The sequence below is a fragment of the Streptomyces sp. NPDC015661 genome (genome assembly GCF_043077765.1).
Lineage (GTDB): Bacteria > Actinomycetota > Actinomycetes > Streptomycetales > Streptomycetaceae > Streptomyces.
In genome coordinates this window covers 415,732-431,463 of record NZ_JBIBST010000001.1, presented here as the reverse complement: position 1 = coordinate 431,463, position 15,732 = coordinate 415,732, and the positions used below count along the sequence as shown (strand labels likewise).

General features: G+C 71.2%; 16 protein-coding genes. 5 read left to right on the top strand and 11 right to left on the bottom strand.

What is annotated here, in order from left to right:
• Positions 1-183: 183 nt before the first annotated feature.
• Entirely contained in the window at positions 184-1,737 is a 1,554-nt protein-coding gene (locus ACF07V_RS02055) for an ABC transporter substrate-binding protein (RefSeq protein WP_392150963.1), read from the top strand.
• Between the two features lie 81 nt (positions 1,738-1,818).
• Here the strand turns inward: ACF07V_RS02055 and ACF07V_RS02050 are convergent, their stop codons facing one another.
• The 3 genes from ACF07V_RS02050 to ACF07V_RS02040 are packed head-to-tail and all read right to left on the bottom strand — an operon-like array spanning position 1,819 to position 3,450.
• Positions 1,819-2,562: a TetR/AcrR family transcriptional regulator gene (locus tag ACF07V_RS02050; RefSeq protein ID WP_392150962.1), complete on the bottom strand. Its 744-nt coding sequence runs from the start codon at positions 2,560-2,562 to the stop codon at positions 1,819-1,821.
• A gap of 10 nt (positions 2,563-2,572) precedes the next feature.
• Positions 2,573-2,995, bottom strand: coding sequence for a thiol-disulfide oxidoreductase DCC family protein (locus ACF07V_RS02045; protein WP_392150961.1), 423 nt, complete (start codon positions 2,993-2,995; stop codon positions 2,573-2,575).
• Between the two features lie 20 nt (positions 2,996-3,015).
• Positions 3,016-3,450, bottom strand: a complete 435-nt coding sequence (locus tag ACF07V_RS02040) for a hypothetical protein (protein WP_392150960.1) — start codon at positions 3,448-3,450, stop codon at positions 3,016-3,018.
• A 124-nt stretch (positions 3,451-3,574) separates the two neighbouring features.
• Here ACF07V_RS02040 and ACF07V_RS02035 point away from each other — a divergent pair, with 124 nt between their 5' ends.
• The gene (locus tag ACF07V_RS02035; protein WP_392150959.1) at positions 3,575-4,372 is read left to right on the top strand and encodes an alpha/beta fold hydrolase; all 798 of its coding nucleotides are present in this window, start codon (positions 3,575-3,577) and stop codon (positions 4,370-4,372) included.
• Here ACF07V_RS02035 and ACF07V_RS02030 read toward each other — a convergent pair.
• Both ACF07V_RS02030 and ACF07V_RS02025 read right to left on the bottom strand, forming a co-directional pair.
• The gene (locus tag ACF07V_RS02030) at positions 4,347-6,857 is read right to left on the bottom strand and encodes a DUF4132 domain-containing protein (RefSeq protein WP_392150958.1); all 2,511 of its coding nucleotides are present in this window, start codon (positions 6,855-6,857) and stop codon (positions 4,347-4,349) included. The two genes, ACF07V_RS02035 and ACF07V_RS02030, sit on opposite strands and share 26 nt — an antisense overlap.
• Before the next feature lie 32 nt (positions 6,858-6,889).
• The gene (locus ACF07V_RS02025) at positions 6,890-8,113 is read right to left on the bottom strand and encodes an MFS transporter (RefSeq protein WP_392150957.1); all 1,224 of its coding nucleotides are present in this window, start codon (positions 8,111-8,113) and stop codon (positions 6,890-6,892) included.
• A gap of 85 nt (positions 8,114-8,198) precedes the next feature.
• Between ACF07V_RS02025 and ACF07V_RS02020 the strand changes: the two genes are divergently transcribed.
• Both ACF07V_RS02020 and ACF07V_RS02015 read left to right on the top strand, forming a co-directional pair.
• Entirely contained in the window at positions 8,199-8,738 is a 540-nt protein-coding gene (locus ACF07V_RS02020) for a MarR family winged helix-turn-helix transcriptional regulator (RefSeq protein WP_392150956.1), read from the top strand.
• 52 nt (positions 8,739-8,790) lie between these two features.
• Positions 8,791-9,078: a hypothetical protein gene (locus tag ACF07V_RS02015; RefSeq protein ID WP_392150955.1), complete on the top strand. Its 288-nt coding sequence runs from the start codon at positions 8,791-8,793 to the stop codon at positions 9,076-9,078.
• A gap of 10 nt (positions 9,079-9,088) precedes the next feature.
• Here ACF07V_RS02015 and ACF07V_RS02010 read toward each other — a convergent pair whose 3' ends face one another.
• The 6 genes from ACF07V_RS02010 to ACF07V_RS01985 form a co-directional block, all read right to left on the bottom strand.
• Positions 9,089-9,640 carry a hypothetical protein gene (locus ACF07V_RS02010; RefSeq protein WP_392150954.1) on the bottom strand — a complete coding sequence of 184 codons (552 nt, stop codon included), beginning with the start codon at positions 9,638-9,640 and terminating at the stop codon, positions 9,089-9,091.
• Between the two features lie 82 nt (positions 9,641-9,722).
• Positions 9,723-10,481 (bottom strand): succinate dehydrogenase iron-sulfur subunit, encoded by a 759-nt coding sequence (locus ACF07V_RS02005; protein ID WP_041130880.1) that lies wholly within the window; start codon positions 10,479-10,481, stop codon positions 9,723-9,725.
• Positions 10,481-12,235 (bottom strand): succinate dehydrogenase flavoprotein subunit, encoded by a 1,755-nt coding sequence (sdhA, locus tag ACF07V_RS02000; RefSeq protein ID WP_392150953.1) that lies wholly within the window; start codon positions 12,233-12,235, stop codon positions 10,481-10,483. Before sdhA ends, ACF07V_RS02005 begins: the two co-directional genes overlap by 1 nt.
• 25 nt (positions 12,236-12,260) lie before the next feature.
• Positions 12,261-12,737: a succinate dehydrogenase hydrophobic membrane anchor subunit gene (locus ACF07V_RS01995; protein ID WP_041130882.1), complete on the bottom strand. Its 477-nt coding sequence runs from the start codon at positions 12,735-12,737 to the stop codon at positions 12,261-12,263.
• A gap of 8 nt (positions 12,738-12,745) precedes the next feature.
• Positions 12,746-13,126 carry a succinate dehydrogenase, cytochrome b556 subunit gene (gene sdhC / locus ACF07V_RS01990; protein ID WP_041130883.1) on the bottom strand — a complete coding sequence of 127 codons (381 nt, stop codon included), beginning with the start codon at positions 13,124-13,126 and terminating at the stop codon, positions 12,746-12,748.
• Positions 13,127-13,318: 192 nt separating this feature from the next.
• Complete coding sequence (locus ACF07V_RS01985; protein WP_392150952.1) at positions 13,319-13,912, bottom strand: 2-oxo-4-hydroxy-4-carboxy-5-ureidoimidazoline decarboxylase; 594 nt, start codon at positions 13,910-13,912, stop codon at positions 13,319-13,321.
• Between the two features lie 149 nt (positions 13,913-14,061).
• On the opposite strand from ACF07V_RS01985, the gene ACF07V_RS01980 reads away from it, so the two are divergent.
• On the top strand, positions 14,062-15,684 hold the full coding sequence (locus ACF07V_RS01980) for a glycoside hydrolase family 20 protein (protein WP_392150951.1): 1,623 nt from the start codon (positions 14,062-14,064) through the stop codon (positions 15,682-15,684).
• The last annotated feature ends 48 nt before the right edge of the window (positions 15,685-15,732 follow it).

The window sequence follows — 15,732 nt, the reverse complement described above, 5'->3', positions numbered from 1 at the left end:
ACTCCCCGCGCCTGGGTCGATACGTGCTGCTCATCGACTTAAATTCTCATATCCCGGACATATACCTGTCCTGTGAAAGTTTTCTCTTCCCCTTGTGAAACCCGTGTGATGGGATGCAGCCATCGCGACGTTTTTCCGGGGGCCGTCGCATCAGGGGTGGTACCAAAAAAAGGAAGCACGGCAATGCGGTCGACGGTCCGTCTGCGGATCCTCATCACTTGTGGAGTACTGGTGGCCGCCGGAGTGGGGGGCTGGCAACTCCTGCCCTCCGACGGCGAGCGGACCGACCCGATCACTGTCGGCACGACCGACGAGGTCACTTCACTCGACCCGGCCGGCGCCTACGACGCCGGCTCCTGGGCCATGTACAGCAACGTCTTCCAGTCGCTGCTGACGTTCAAGCCGGGCCTCAGCCAGCCGGTTCCGGACGCCGCCGAGAGCTGCAAGTTCGTGGGCAACAAGCTCACCACGTACCAGTGCACGCTCCGCGACGACCTCACCTTCTCCAACGGCCGCAAGATCACCGCCGAGGACGTCAAGTACTCCTTCGAGCGGATGCTGCGGATCAAGACGGACGTCGGCCCGCAGCCGCTCTTCCCGACCCTGAAGAACGTCTCGGCCGAGGGCCGGACGGTCACCTTCCACCTGAGCGGCCGTGACGCCACGTTCCCGCTGAAGGTGGCCACGGGCGCCGGGTCGATCGTGGACAAGGACCAGTACCCGGCCAACAGGCTGCGGACGGGCCCCGCGGTCGACGGCTCGGGGCCGTACGTGCTCAAGGAGTACAAGGAGGGCGAGTCCGCCCGCCTGGAGCCCAACCCGCGGTACAAGGGCGCCGTCAGCAAGGCCGGCCACACGGTCCTCGTGAAGTACTTCGGCCAGTCCGCGGACCTCGCCGCGGCCTGGAAGGCGAAGGAGGTCCAGGTGACGCACCGGCAGCTGCCGCCGGACTTCCTCTCGACCCTGGACACCAAGGACGGGACCCGGGTCACCGAGGCGGAGAGCGCCGAGATCCGCAACCTCAACTTCAACGTCCGGTCCGGCTCGCCGATGGCGGACAAGGCCGTACGGCAGGCCGTCGCCGCCGTCATCGACCGCCCGGCGATCACCACGGGCGCGTACAAGGGCACGGTCGAGCCGCTGTACTCCCTCATCCCGCAGGGCTTCGTCGGCCACAGCACCGCGTTCTTCGACGTCTACCCGGAGCCGAGCGCGAAGAAGGCCAAGGCCCTGCTGAGGGCGGCCGGGGTCAAGACGCCGGTGACGTTCACGTACGGCTTCCGCAAGGACGCCACGTACGCCGCCGAGGCCGCCGAGATCAAGCGGCAGCTGGAGGAGACCGGCCTCTTCAAGGTCAAGGTCGTCGAGGCCGACTGGCAGAGCTTCCAGAAGGGGTACGCGAAGGGCAGCTACGACGCCTACCCCGTGGGCTGGCTCCCCGACTTCCCCGACTCCGACAGCTTCACCGCACCGCTCGTCGGCACCCAGAACACCCTGCACAACGGCTTCTCCAGCAAGCGGATCGACAGCCTGATCTCCTCGACGCAGCAGTACAGCGACCGGGGTCGGGCGACGAGCGACTTCAAGGAGATCCAGGACGAGGTCGCCGGCGACGTCCCGCTCGTCCCGCTGTGGCAGAAGAAGGACTACGTCCTCTCCACGGAGGCGGTCTCCGGCTCCCAGTACCTGACGGACGGCACCGGCATCTGGCGCCTGTGGGAGCTCAGCTGGATCTAGGCGGTCTCCGGAAGGTCCCGTACCGCACGGGACTTTCCGGACGCCCCCCGGGGCCTGTCCGGCAGGCCCCGGCCCACACCCCTACGGGGCCTCCTGCGGCTTCGGGCCCGTCTTCTTCTTGGGCTTGCCCGAGGCCGCCATTCCGGCGGCCGTCGGCATGAAGTCGGAGAGCAGCTCGTGCGTCTCCTTGACCAGCGGGCGCAGGATCCGGAAGCGGGAGAGCGAGATCGCGCGGGCGGTGACCGGCGCGAGGCGCTCCACCAGGCGCCGGCTGTTCGCCGCGCCCTCCGAGCGGTCGTACACCCAGAACAGCACGAGGCCCATCTGCTGGAGCCACAGCAACTGCGGGAGGGCTTCCTTCAGTTCCGGGTCGACCTTGACGGAGGCTCCGGAGATGACCCGACGGTGCACCTCGATCGCGGCTTCGCGCGGGCCCTCCGACTCGGGGGAGAAGGGGCTGAGCGGGCTGTCCGGGTCGGCGGCGTTCTTGAAGAACTGGGCCGCGAACTCGTGGTACGGCTCCGCGATGTCGAGCCAGCCGAGGTAGACCCCGCGGATCCGGGCGGTGAGGTCCTTCTCGGGGCCGCTCAGGAGGGGCTCGACGGCCGCCTGGTGTTCCTCGGCGATCCGGTCGTAGAAGCCCTGGACGAGGTGTTCCTTGGAGGAGAAGTAGTAGTACGCGTTGCCGACGGAGACCCCGGCCTCCTGGGCGATGGCCCGCATGGTCGTCTTGTCGTAACCGCGCTCCTTGAACAGCCGGAGCGCGGTTTCGAGGATGAGCGTGCGGGTCTGCTCGCTCTTGGGGGCCTTCTTCTCTTCCGTCACGGGGCCGAGCCTAACGGGGCGGACCGGGCACCTCGCAGTGCCCGTCCCCGCAGGGCCCGCCGTCCGGCCCGGGTCTCCTGAGGGCCTCGCGCCACTTCGCGGCCGCCAGGACGGTCGCCCGGGCGAAGGGCTGTCCCGCGGGGGTGGAGAGCCAGTGGGCCTTGGCCCGGTGGTCGGCCAGGGCCCAGAGGCAGACGATCCAGGCGGATGTCTCGCGGTAGACCTGGCCCCGGTCCCCGACCACGGTGATCTCCCGCAGCGTCGCGGCGTGGTCGAGGGCCGGGAAGAGGCGCCGTGCCTGCTGCGATCCCGCCGGTACGAGGTCGAGCGGGACGAGCTGCCGCTGGCGCAGCAGCCAGTGCCTGAGGTGCACGCAGAGCGGGCAGTCGGCGTCGTACAGCACGGTCAGTCGTCCCACGGGGGTCGTGGGCATCGCCGGGGCCGGCGCCATGGTCAGGCCTGCGGCGCGGGCGGGGCCCAGGGGCCGCCCTTGGGGGTCGTGGTCCAGCCCTGCGGGCCGACCGGGGGCACCTGCTCGCGCTCCATGACCCCGCGGCGGCGGATCTTGTTGAGCACGTACACGTTCCCCAGGTGCATCACGCCGAGGACGAGCAGGACGACTCCGAGCTTGACGGAGAGGGCCTCGAAGAGCGCCCGGGCGTCGAGGACGGCGGCGTCCTGGCTCAGGTAGAGGGCGACGAAGCCGAAGTTGACGAGGTAGAAGCCGACCACCAGGAGGTGGTTGACGGCGTCCGCGAGCTTCTCGTTCCCGTGCAGGACGTCGGAGAGGAAGATCCTTCCGTTGCGGCTGAGCGTGCGGGCGACCCAGACGGTGAGGGCCACGCTGATCAGCAGGTAGACGATGTACGCGACGACAGTGAGGTCCATGCCCCACCCTCCCTTGAACGCGTTCAAAAGCTGGCAGTCATGACTGTAGACCTCCTCTTGAACGTGTTCAAGTCGCTGGGTAAAGAGGTGGCCCGCCGGTGACCCGGCGCCTAGGGTCGGGCGTGTGACGCTCTCTCATGACCTGGCCGGCACCGGCCCCTCGACCGTCGTCCTGCTGCACTCCGGGGTCTGCGACCGCCGGATGTGGGACGGACAGTTCCGCGCGCTGGCCGGGGCGGGACACCGTGTCGTCCGCTGCGACCTCCGCGGCTTCGGCGACAGCCCGATCGACGCCCCGCACACCCACGCCGAGGACGTGCGCGAACTCCTCGACCACCTCGGCGCCGAGCGCGCCGCCGTCGTCGGCTCCTCCTTCGGCGGCCGCGTCGCCCTCGAACTCGCCGCCCTGCACCCCGGACGCGTCTCCGCCCTCGCCCTGCTCGCCTCCGGCATCCCCGGCATGGCACCGAGCGACGAGCTGCGCGCCTGGGGCGCCCGCGAGGACGCGCTCCTCGAAGCGGGCGACCTCGACGCGGCCGTCGAGCTCAACGTCGACACCTGGCTCGGCCCCGAGGCCGGAGAGGCCGCCCGCGCCCTCGTACGCGACGGACAGCGGCGCGCCTTCCACCTCCAGCTCGCCGCCCCCCAGGAGCACCACCCCGTCGCCCCCGAGGTCACCCGCGACGACCTCGCCCGGATCGGGGCCCCCGCCCTCGTGGCCGTCGGCGCCCACGACCTGCCCGACTTCCGGGCCGTCGCCGACGAGCTGGGAAACCTCCTGCCCGCCGCGCGCCGTGTCGACCTCGACTGGGCCGGCCACCTCCCCGCCCTGGAACGCCCGGAGGAGACCGCCCGGTTGCTCCTCGCCTTCCTGGCGGAAGAGGCGGACGGGGAGCTCAGCCCCGGCGTATCTGCGCGGTGATCGTCGGGTCGGTGATCCGGTCGTCGGCGGCGAGCAGCAGCGCCTTCGACAGGATCACCGACAGCAGCCCGCCGTCCTCCTCGAACGGCAGGAACACCTTCCCCCGCTCCCGCCCGCGGTCGGCCACGATGCACAGATAGCTGTCGTCCGGCTCCATCAGCACGTTCCCCGAGCCCAGATGGATCCGGTACGCGCGCAGCTCGCCGCGCACCCGCAGGAAGCGGTCGGTCAGCTCCACCCGGTCCGCGATCCGGGTCCGGGGCAGCAGCCGGGCCAGCGTCTCGCGCCGGATCAGCGCCGACTCCGTGAGCGCGCCGAACGACCAGCTCTCCCAGTACCCGTCGTACGCCCGGTCCTCCCCGCGGTCCCGCCAGTTCGGGTCCGCCCCGATCGACGCCACCCCCACGAACAGGTCGACGTCCCGCAGCGCCTCCGACAGCACCAGCGCCGGTACGTCGGCGAGCGCGGCCGCCTCCCAGGCGCCCCGCGCGCCCGTCCTCCGCTCGAACCGCACCTGGTCCGTGGAGCAGAGCCGCGCCACCCCGTCCCGGCTCGCGCCCTCGTCGGCCAGCTCCACGAAGAACCGGGCCCGCCAGCGCGTCCCCTCGCCGGCCGGCAGCTCGCCCGGCGCGGGCAGCTCCTTCACCAGCTCCGAGGACCAGCCGTCCGAGAAGTACCCCAGGTGGTTCCCCGCCCAGCCGCGCTCGGCCATCAGCGCCCTGGCCTGCCCGTACCGCAGGACGTGCCCCGCGAAACGGTTGGAGTACGAGCCGGTCACCAGCTCCGCCGGAGTCAGCGGGTACACCTCGCGGAACACCTGCTTGAACGGCTGGCGCTCCTCCCGCTCCGTCACCGCCGCCCGCCACGCGGCGACCTCCTCGCCCGCGGCCCGCAGCGGATGCCACAGCCGCAGCCGGGCGCCCGGACCGACCGGACGCGCCGTCCCGTCCTCGCCCGCGAGCGCCCAGCCGCCGCCGGTGCGCTCCGGCAGGCCCGCCGTCCACGGCTCCTCGACGTCCTCCGTGATCTCCCAGAGCAGGGCGCGGGCCAGGGTCCCGGTCACCGGGTGGTCGACGTAGTACCGCTGCCAGTCCTCCGCGGGCCAGACCGTCCCCGCCGCGAGGTGCTCCTCAAGCCGGGACCGCTCGGCGGCGACCAGCGCCTTCAGCTCCCTGGCGCCGGCCCTGACCTCCTTCAACTCCTCGGCGCGCGCCTCCCGGACCTCCTTCGGCGCCGTCTTCAGGAGCCTCCCCTCCGGGCCCCTGAACGACAGCGCGACCGTGCCCGGCTCCCGTACCGCAAGCTCCGCCGTGTACGCCCCGAGCGGCACCTCCCGGATCCCGCGCCCGTCCAGGCCGAGCGTCGCGACCCCCCGCTCGCGGAGCATCGACGGGGTGAGCCCGGCGCGGGCGGCGACCGCCTCCAGGGCCTTGGCGATGCCCTTGTTCACCGTCCGGTTCCTCACCGACTTCGGCAGCCGTCCGAGCCACTGCACGGCCTCTTCGCCCCGGGCGCCCCCACACTCCCCGAGCACGGCGACGGCGGTCGTGGCCAGCGGCTGGCTGCGGCAGGTGCCGCCGAAGCCGCCCGTGCCCGTCCCCGCGTGGCGCGCGACGGCCCCCACCGCCGGCACCACCCACTCGGCGTCGATGCCGAGCGCCGCCCACAACAGGCCGCGGACCAGGTCCGTGTTGGGCCCGCTCGCGAGCCCCCAGGAACTCATGGACCAGGAGTCGAGCTCGCTCACGTGGTGCTCCTCCTGCGCGAGGAACCCCTCCAGGAGGCACCGCACCACCACGGGGCCCCGCTCGGCCCCGGCGAGCAGTTCGGCGGACCGGCGACGCCAGATCCGGGTGGCGCGCGGCTTGCCCAGGAGGGCGCAGTGCCCGAGGAACTCCGCCACGCCCGCCCCCGCGAGCAGCTCCCCGTGCAGTGCGCGCATCGCCGGCCCGTAGTCGTCGAGCGCGGCGAGCAGGTGCCGGGGGAGTCGGCCGGTCACCACCGCCGGCTCGCGGTTCAGGAGCGCGTCGATCCTGCCCCGTATCCCCTCGTACTCCGCGCCCCGGTGGTAGACGGTGTCGCGGTCCGTCAGGAGCCGGAGCGCCCGCAGCCGGGCCCGGTCGTACTCGCCGCCCTGCGAGGCCACCCGCTCGGCCGCCGCGAGGGCGATCGGCACGAGGTCGAAGAAGTCCTCCTGCACCTCGTGCGGGGCTCCCTCCGCGTCCTTCCCGACCAGTTGGGCGAGGAGCAGGTCGGACTCCTCCTCCGTCCAGTCCAACTCCCGCTCGCCCAGCTCCGCGAGGGCTGCCGAGGCCACCTCCAGGTATGCCGGGCGGAACGCCAGGCGCTGGAGCACGGGGGCGCACGCCCGCAGTCCCGCGGCGTCCAGCCCGTCCATGAACTGCTCGACCGGCCCCGGCCCTTCGGCGCGCTCGCGGCGCACCGCCTCCATCAGCCCGTCGCGCGGGCCCGTGATCCCCACCATGCCCCCGACGGTAGAGGACCCCACTGACAGCCCTACGTGAACCGCCTCACCCCCGGTACCAGCGCCGTCCCCACGCAGCAGCCGCCGACCACCACCGCGGCGGCCAGCAAGGGGACTTCGGGGCCCCACGCCGAGGCCGCGAGCGGGGCCAGGGCGTAGCCCAGGGGCATCGCGGCGAGGGAGAGCAGCCAGTCGTACGAGGTGACCCGGGCGAGGGCGTGGGCGGGCACGGCGCGCTGGACGGCGGTCTCCCACACGGGGGAGAGGAAGCCGAGCCCCGCCTGGGCGAGTCCGTACGCCGCGATCGTCAGCGGCGCGGGCGCGGCGAGGGCGAGCAGCACCAGCGGCAGCGCGTACGTGGCGAGGCCGAGGTTCGCGGTGAGGACGGGGCGCCGGGGGCGGACGCGGTCGGCGAGCAGGGCCCCGAGGAGGAATCCGACGGCGCCGACCTGGAGGAGGACGACCCAGGTGGTGCCGCCGCCGAGTCGCTGGACGGCGATCGCGGGCCCGAGGGTCATCAGGACGGCGGCGGCGCCGTTCCAGGCGCTGTGGCCGATGAGGCTGGTCCAGTACCAGTCGCGGGAGCGGACCTCCTGCCAGCCTTCGGCGAGGTCGGCGCGGAGCGAACGGCGGGGGATCGGGACGCGCTTCACCCGTACGGCCGTCAGGAGCAGCGCGCTGACGGCGAAGGTGGCGGCGTCCAGGACGAAGGCCCAGCCGGGGCCCACGGTCAGGACGAGGGTGCCGGCGAGCGCGGGTCCGGCGAGCCGGGTGGCGCTCTGGGCGACGCCCATCGCCGCGTTGGCCCGGTGCAGCGACTCCGCCGGCACCGTGCCCTTGATGAGCGGCGAGCCGGTCGGCATGGCGAAGGCTCCGGCCGCGCCGCCGAGGGCCTCGGCGACCGCGAGGACGGCGAGGCTGGGGGTGCCGCCGAGCAGCTGGATGCCGACGAGGAGCTGGGTGGCGCAGCGTACGAGGTCCGTGGTGAGCGCGACCGTGCGGGCGTCGAAGCGGTCGCCGACGACGCCTCCCACGGGGAGCAGGAGCAGCTTGGGGACCATCGCGCAGCCGAGGACGAGGGCGAGGGCCGAGGTGGAGCCGGTGGCCTCCAGGACGGCGAGGGCGAGGGCGGCGGGGATGGCGGCGTCGCCGAGGAGGGAGAGCGCGCGGCCGGTGAAGAGGAGGCGGAAGGAGCGCGTGCGCAGGGGGTGGGCGACGGGCGGGGACGCGACGGGGCGTTCGGAGGCGGTGACCATGGACGCAGAGTATTTCGGTGCCGAATAATTCGTCAACGAAATACTTCGAGAGGGGCGAATGCCTCCGCCGACGTACGATCACCCCATGGCGCACCCCGAGGAACAGCAGGAACCGCGCGACTGGACCGACGGGCACGTCGCCCGCTGGCAGCCCGTCCTGCCCGGCCTCGACCCCGTCGTCGAAGGCGCGGTCACCCGGATGAAGAAGCTCTCGGTCCATCTGCGCCGGGTCAGGGAGCAGTCCCTCGTCGACTTCGACCTGGAGCGCCACGAGTTCGACACGCTCCACAAGCTCGCGGGCCGTGGCGGCAGCGCCGCCCCCTCCGAACTCGCCCAGGACCTCGACCTGGCCCCCGCCTCCGTCTCCGGGCGCCTCGACGCCCTGGAGAAGCGCGGCTTCGTCCGCCGCACCCAGTCCACCACCGACCGGCGGCGGGTCGTCGTCGAACTCACCGCCTCCGGCCACGAGACCTGGCTCGGCGCGATGGACGTCCTCGGCCACGAGGAGGAACGGCTGCTCGGCGTCCTCGCCCCCGAGGAACGCGACCTGCTCAACGGCATGCTCCGCCGGATCATGGTCGAGGCCGAGGCGGGCGGCCCCGCCGCCCAGGGCTGGCACTCCTGAGTCCGACAGGAGCCCGAGTGCCCTGTCAGTGGCGGCCCCTAGCCTTTCCGGCATGGGAATGGTGACCTTCGTCGACGAGACGACCTCGGGGGCCCGCACGGCCGGCCCCCGCCTGCCCGTCAGGGAAGAGCGGCTCACCCTGCGGGAGTTGATCCGCCGCAGGGTCGACCACGAGACGACCGACGGAACGGCCTTCGCCCGGGCCGTCGAGGCCTTCGGCCGCAACGGCTTCCTCGTCCTGGTGGGCGACCGTCAGGTCGAGGAGCTCGACGAGACGGTGACCGTGGGCCCGGAGACGGAGGTCGTCTTCCTCAGACTCGTCCCGCTCGTCGGCGGCTGAACACCACCCGTCACATGGACAGCGAGCGCGCGTAGTTGAGCTGCCCCATGATGTGGTGGAAGGTGTCCGGGCCCGTCGCCGGGATCATCGTCGAGTGGTGGCGCCCGCCGCTGGTCACCGTGACCTGGATGAAGCCGGTCGTGGTCTTCTCCTTCATCAGCAGGAACAGCAGGCCGAGCAGGCAGAAGATGAAGAAGATGACCGCGAGGACGATCGCGACCGTCGGCATCTTCTCCTCGGTCCGCGACATGTCCATCGCGTTCCACACGGCGCCCTTGAGGGGCATGTTCCCGGCCGGCGTGATGATCTGGTCGCCGACCACGGTGATGTCACCGAGGCTCAGCACCGGCGCCCCGCCGCCCATCGGCGCGTGCTGCGGCGGCACCGGCACGCCCGCCGCCAGGGTCGGCTGGTAGGGCGGCGGCGTCTGCGGGTACCCGTACGCGGGCGCCCCGGGCGTCGCGTCCTGCGGATATCCGTAGGCCGGGCCCCCGGGCGTTCCGCCCTGCTGCCCCGGTCCCCACTTGTACTCACCGTCCGCGTAAGGGTTCGGCTCGCTCATCAGTCCCCGTCCTCCACGAAGAAAAAAGCCCGCTCCTGCACGCCGCAGCGTACAGAAGCGGGCTCATCAGCCGAACAGGGTGTCAGAAACGACGCGTGATCAGCGCGCGCTTCACTTCCTGGATGGCCTTGGTGACCTCGATGCCACGCGGGCACGCGTCGGTGCAGTTGAACGTCGTGCGGCAGCGCCACACGCCGTCCTTGTCGTTCAGGATCTCCAGGCGCTGCTCGCCCGCCTCGTCACGCGAGTCGAAGATGAAGCGGTGCGCGTTGACGATCGCGGCCGGACCGAAGTACTGGCCGTCGTTCCAGAAGACCGGGCAGGACGACGTGCACGCGGCGCACAGGATGCACTTGGTGGTGTCGTCGAAGCGCTCGCGGTCCTCGGCGGACTGCAGACGCTCGCGCGTCGGCTCGTTGCCCTTGGTGACCAGGAACGGCATGACGTCCCGGTACGCCTGGAAGAACGGCTCCATGTCGACCACGAGGTCCTTGAGGACCGTGAGGCCCTTGATGGCCTCGACCGTGATCGGCTTCTCCGGGTTGATGTCCTTGATCAGCGTCTTGCAGGCGAGCCTGTTCTTGCCGTTGATCCGCATCGCGTCGGAGCCGCAGATGCCGTGCGCGCAGGAGCGACGGAAGGTCAGCGTGCCGTCGACGTCCCACTTGATCTTGTGAAGGGCGTCGAGGACACGCTCCTTCGGGTCGATCTCGATCTGGAAGTCCTCCCAGACCGCGGCGTCCGACACCTCGGGGTTGAAGCGGCGGATCCGCATCGTGACCGTGATGTACGGGGAGGCGGCGGACTCCGCCTCGACCTTGTCCAGTACGGGGGTAGCCATCAGTACTTACGCTCCATCGGCTGGTAGCGGGTCTGGACGACCGGCTTGTAGTCGAGACGGACGGTCTCGGAGCCGTCCTCGCCGACCTCGCGGTACGCCATGGTGTGGCGCATGAAGTTGACGTCGTCGCGGTTCGGGTAGTCCTCGCGGTAGTGACCGCCGCGGGACTCCTTGCGCGCCAGGGCCGAGACGGCCATGACCTCGGCCAGTTCGAGCAGGTTGCCCAGCTCGATGGCCTCCAGGAGGTCCGTGTTGAAGCGCTTGCCCTTGTCCTGGATGGACACGTTCTCGTAGCGCTCGCGCAGTTCGGCGATCTTCTCGACGGCCGTCTTGATGGTCTGCTCCGTACGGAACACCATCACGTTGGCGTCCATCGTCTCCTGGAGCTCACGGCGCAGGTCGGCGACCCGCTCGTTGCCCGTGGAGTTGCGCAGCTTCTCGATCTGCGCGACGACGAAGGCCTCGGGGTCCTCGGGCAGCTCGACGAAGTCGCTCTTGGCGGAGTACTCGGCGGCGGCGATGCCGGAGCGCTTGCCGAAGACGTTGATGTCGAGCAGCGAGTTGGTGCCGAGACGGTTGGCGCCGTGCACGGAGACACAGGCGACCTCGCCGGCCGCGTACAGGCCCGGGACGACGGTGGTGTTGTCCGAGAGGACCTCACCCTCGACGTTGGTCGGGATGCCGCCCATGGCGTAGTGCGCGGTGGGCTGGATCGGGATCGGGTCCGTGTACGGCTCGATGCCGAGGTACGTACGGGCGAACTCGGTGATGTCCGGGAGCTTGGCGTCGAGCTGCTCCGGCGGGAGGTGCGTCAGGTCCAGGTAGACGTGGTCGCCCTCGGGACCGCAGCCGCGGCCCTCGCGGATCTCCGTGTAGATGGAGCGGGAGACGACGTCACGGGACGCGAGGTCCTTCATGACCGGCGCGTACTTCTCCATGAAGCGCTCGCCGTCCTTGTTGCGGAGGATGCCGCCCTCACCGCGGGCGCCCTCCGTCAGCAGGATGCCCATGCGCCAGATGCCCGTCGGGTGGAACTGGAAGAACTCCATGTCCTCCAGGGGCAGACCACGGCGGTAGCAGGCGGCCTGGCCGTCACCGGTCAGGGTGTGCGCGTTGGAGGTCACCTTGAAGAACTTGCCGGTGCCGCCGGAGGCGTAGATCACGGCCTTCGCCTGGAAGATGTGGATCTCGCCGGTGGCCAGCTCGTAGGCGACGACGCCCGCGGAGTGCTTGACCCCGTCGACCTCGGTGATCAGCTGGTCCAGGACGTAGAACTCGTTGAAGAACTCCACGCCCTCCTTGACGCAGTTCTGGTACAGCGTCTGGAGGATCATGTGGCCGGTGCGGTCCGCGGCGTAGCAGGACCGGCGGACCGGGGCCTCGCCGTGGTTGCGGGAGTGACCGCCGAAGCGGCGCTGGTCGATCGTCCCGTTGGGCGTCCGGTTGAACGGCAGGCCCATCTTCTCCAGGTCGAGGACGGCGTCGATGGCCTCCTTCGCCAGGATCTCGGCGGCGTCCTGGTCGACCAGGTAGTCACCGCCCTTGACCGTGTCGAAGGTGTGCCACTCCCAGTTGTCCTCCTCCACGTTCGCCAGCGCGGCGGCCATGCCGCCCTGCGCGGCGCCCGTGTGGGAGCGGGTGGGGTAGAGCTTCGTCAGCACGGCGGTGCGGCTGCGCTTCGTCGACTCGATGGCCGCGCGCATGCCGGCGCCACCGGCGCCGACGATGACGGTGTCGTACTTGTGGATCTTCATGACGTGGATTACCTCAGCCCCGTGCCTAGCGGATGTTCGGGTCGAAGGTGAAGATCACCAGCGTGCCCAGAAGGATGGTGAACACCGTGGCGGTGTACAGCAGGCCCTTGAGCCACAGGCGCGTGTTCGCCCGCTCCGCGTAGTCGTTGATGACCGTACGGAGACCGTTGGCGCCGTGCAGCATGGCGAGCCAGAGCATCAGCAGGTCCCAGACCTGCCAGAACGGGGACGCCCAGCGGCCGGCCACGAAGGCGAAGCCGACCTTGGTGACGCCGCCGTCCAGCACGAGCTGGATCAGCAGGTGGCCGATGACCAGGACGACGAGGACCACGCCGGAGAGGCGCATGAAGAGCCACGCGGCCATCTCGAAGTTGCCGCGGGTCGCGCGCGGGGTCTTGCCCGTGCGCTTGCGGGGGGCCTCGATGTACGGCGCGGGGTTGTCCACGTCGTAGTGCGCGCCGCCCTCGACGGGGCCGATCGCGGTGGAGGTGTCAGCAGACATGAGTGGCGTCAGCTCCCGAACAGTTCACGTGCGGCGTGGTTGAGGACGGGGTAGACGGCGCCCGCCATCAGCACGACCCAGACGCCCACGACGGTCCAGAGCATCTGCTTCTGGTAGCGCGGACCCTTGGACCAGAAGTCCACGGCGATGACCCGGAGGCCGTTCAGCGCGTGGAAAAGGATGGCGGCGACCAGGCCGTACTCCAGAAGAGCGACGATCGGCGTCTTGTAGGTCGCGACGACCTCGTCGTACGCCTCGGGGGAGACGCGGACGAGAGCGGTGTCCAGCACGTGTACGAACAGGAAGAAGAAGATGAGGACGCCGGTGACTCGATGAGCCACCCAGGACCACATTCCTTCCCGGCCGCGGTACAGCGTTCCAGCCGGCACGGAAAAACCCTCCGGGAGCGGGGATCGGGGTCGGCCGGCTTCTCTGTCGGTCTGACCCGGCCGGGTACGGTCCACCGGCCCCGGTCATCGTAGCGACGACTCGTCGGTTCGCTCGCGCGGGGTCCATCGGTGTGATCAAACAGGCACGGACGGCCTATCGCACAGGCCTGAATCGCCCTATTTCGGACGAATTCACGGTGTGGTGACGCCGAAGGTGAGGCGGGCCCGGGCGAGCCGGCGCAGTTCGTCGGCGGCCACCACCCGTTCCTCCTCCGGTTCGTTGCCGAGACGTGACCGGATACCGGCCAGTACGCGGTCGAGCCGCTCGTCGGGCCGCACCCCGTCCAGGCTGATCACGAAGGCGTGCCCGAAGCGGCTCTCGTACGCGGCGTGCGCGGCGCCCAGCGCCATGAGGGCCGCCGGCGGGGCGTCGGGGTGCGGGGCGGCGGCGGACTCGGCGGCGAGCGCCTCGTCCAGCTCGGCCCGTGACAGGTCGTAGGAGGCCTCGTCCGCGGCGGCGAGCAGCGCGTCGAGCGTCGGGTAGGGGCGGTGCGCGCTCACCCGTTCGGCCCAGCGTCGGCTCGCGCAGCAGTCGAACAGGAGTGCCTCCACGGCCCCGGCCGGCGCGGCGTTGAAGCGGACGAGCCCGGAGAGGTGCCGGGCCGTGCCCTGCTGGGCAGGTATCGCAGGCGTGTCCGTGGAGCCCGGTTTCCGGCAGGGGGCGTGGGTGTCGCTGGTCAGCGTGGACTCCGGTGCTCCGGGACGGGTGGGGTGGGCGTGACGCAACGTTATCGACGGGATGAGGGAAGTGTCCGACGGATGCGCGAATTTCACCCGGAAGGGAGAGTTTCGGAACGTGTGATGGACGATCGGGTTCCGGGCCTTCCCGGCGTCCCCCGATTGGTCGGACGGCCGTCCGTACGGGAGGATTCTCCATGATGCGTTACTCCCCACGGGGGCCTCGCCGGGGCCCCGCCCTTCTGGCGACCGCGGTGGCGCTGGCCACCGTGGCGGCCTGCTCGAACGGTTCTCCGTCAGGTCCGGGCGGCACCGGCGCCTCCGCGAGCAGCGCGCCCACGAGCGCCGTACCGCCGAGCCCGACGCCGACACCGACGCCGACGCCCACGAAGACCTACCCCCTCTCCGCGGCGCCCCGCACCATCCCCTCCGTCCGCGCCCACGAGGCCGCCCGCGGTCCCGGGTGGAAGCCCGCGCCCACGGGTGGGGTCGTCCTCGCCGCGAACAGCGAGGCCCTCGCCGACGAGGGCCGGCTGATCGCGGGGGAGCTCGGCATCCCGTACCGCGGTGCCGCCGCGGCCGGACCCGGGGACGTGGAGCTGGCCGTGGGCGGGACGGGCGCCCCCGAGTCGTACACCCTGACGGTCCGTGACGGCCGCGTCCGGATCGCGGGCCCCGACGAGGCCGGGGTCTTCTACGGCACCCGCACCCTCAAGCAGTCGGTCAAGGCCACGGGCGCGATGCCCGAGGGGACCGTCACCGACCGGCCCGCGAAGCCGCAGCGCGGACTCAACGTCGACATCGCCCGCAAGCCCTTCACCGCCGCCTGGCTGGAGGACCGCATCCGCGAGATGGGCGACCTCAAGCTCAACCAGCTGGGACTGCACTTCTCCGACGACCAGGGCTTCCGGATCGAGTCGCAGAGCCACCCCGAGGTCGTCTCGGCCCAGCACCTCACCAAGGCCGAGGTCCGCCGGATCCTCGCCCTGGCGGCGAGTCGGCACATCACCGTCGTCCCCGAGATCGACTCGCCGGGACACCTCGGCGCCGTCATCGCCGCGCACCCGGACCTCCAGCTCGTCAGCGCGAGCGGCCGGACCCCGCGCGGGGCCGTGGACATCTCGGACCCCGACTCGGCCCGGATCGTCGACGACCTGCTGCGCGAGTACGCCCAGCTGTTCCCGGGGGCCTGGTTCCACGTCGGTGCCGACGAGTACGTCGCCCTCATGGCGAAGAACCCCGAGGTGACCTATCCGCAGCTGGCGCGGGCCGCGCGCGCGAAGTACGGGCCCTCCGGCCGCGTCCAGGACCTCGCCACCGGCTGGCTCGACGACCGCGCGGCCGTCGTCCGGCCCGCCGGCAAGATCCCCAAGGCCTGGAACGACGGCTTCTTCACGGGCGGGGTGGCGACCGCGGCGAAGGACATCGAGGTCGAGTACTGGACGGGCAAGGAGATCGGCGCCCGGCAGCCCGTCTCGTACCTGAGCGCGGGCCGCAAGCTGGTCAACCTCAACGACCTGTACCTCTACTACGTCCTCGGCCAGCCCAACAAGTTCACGTACCCCACGGGCCGCCGGATCTACGAGGAGTGGACGCCGCTCGTCGTGCGCGGCAGGACCCCGGTGCCGGCGCGGTACGACTCCCAGATCCTCGGCGCCCGTTTCGCGGTCTGGGGCGATCTGCCGAGGGCCCAGACGCAGGACCAGGTGGCGGCCGGCATCCGCCTTCCGCTCGCGGCCCTCGCCCAGAAGGTCTGGGACCCGGCGAAACCGACGCTGACCTGGGAGCAGTTCAAGGCGCTGGCGGCGAAGGTGAGCTGATTTTTGTCGTGGACGCGATCGCTCCGGATCGCGTACGTTCCCCCGGCG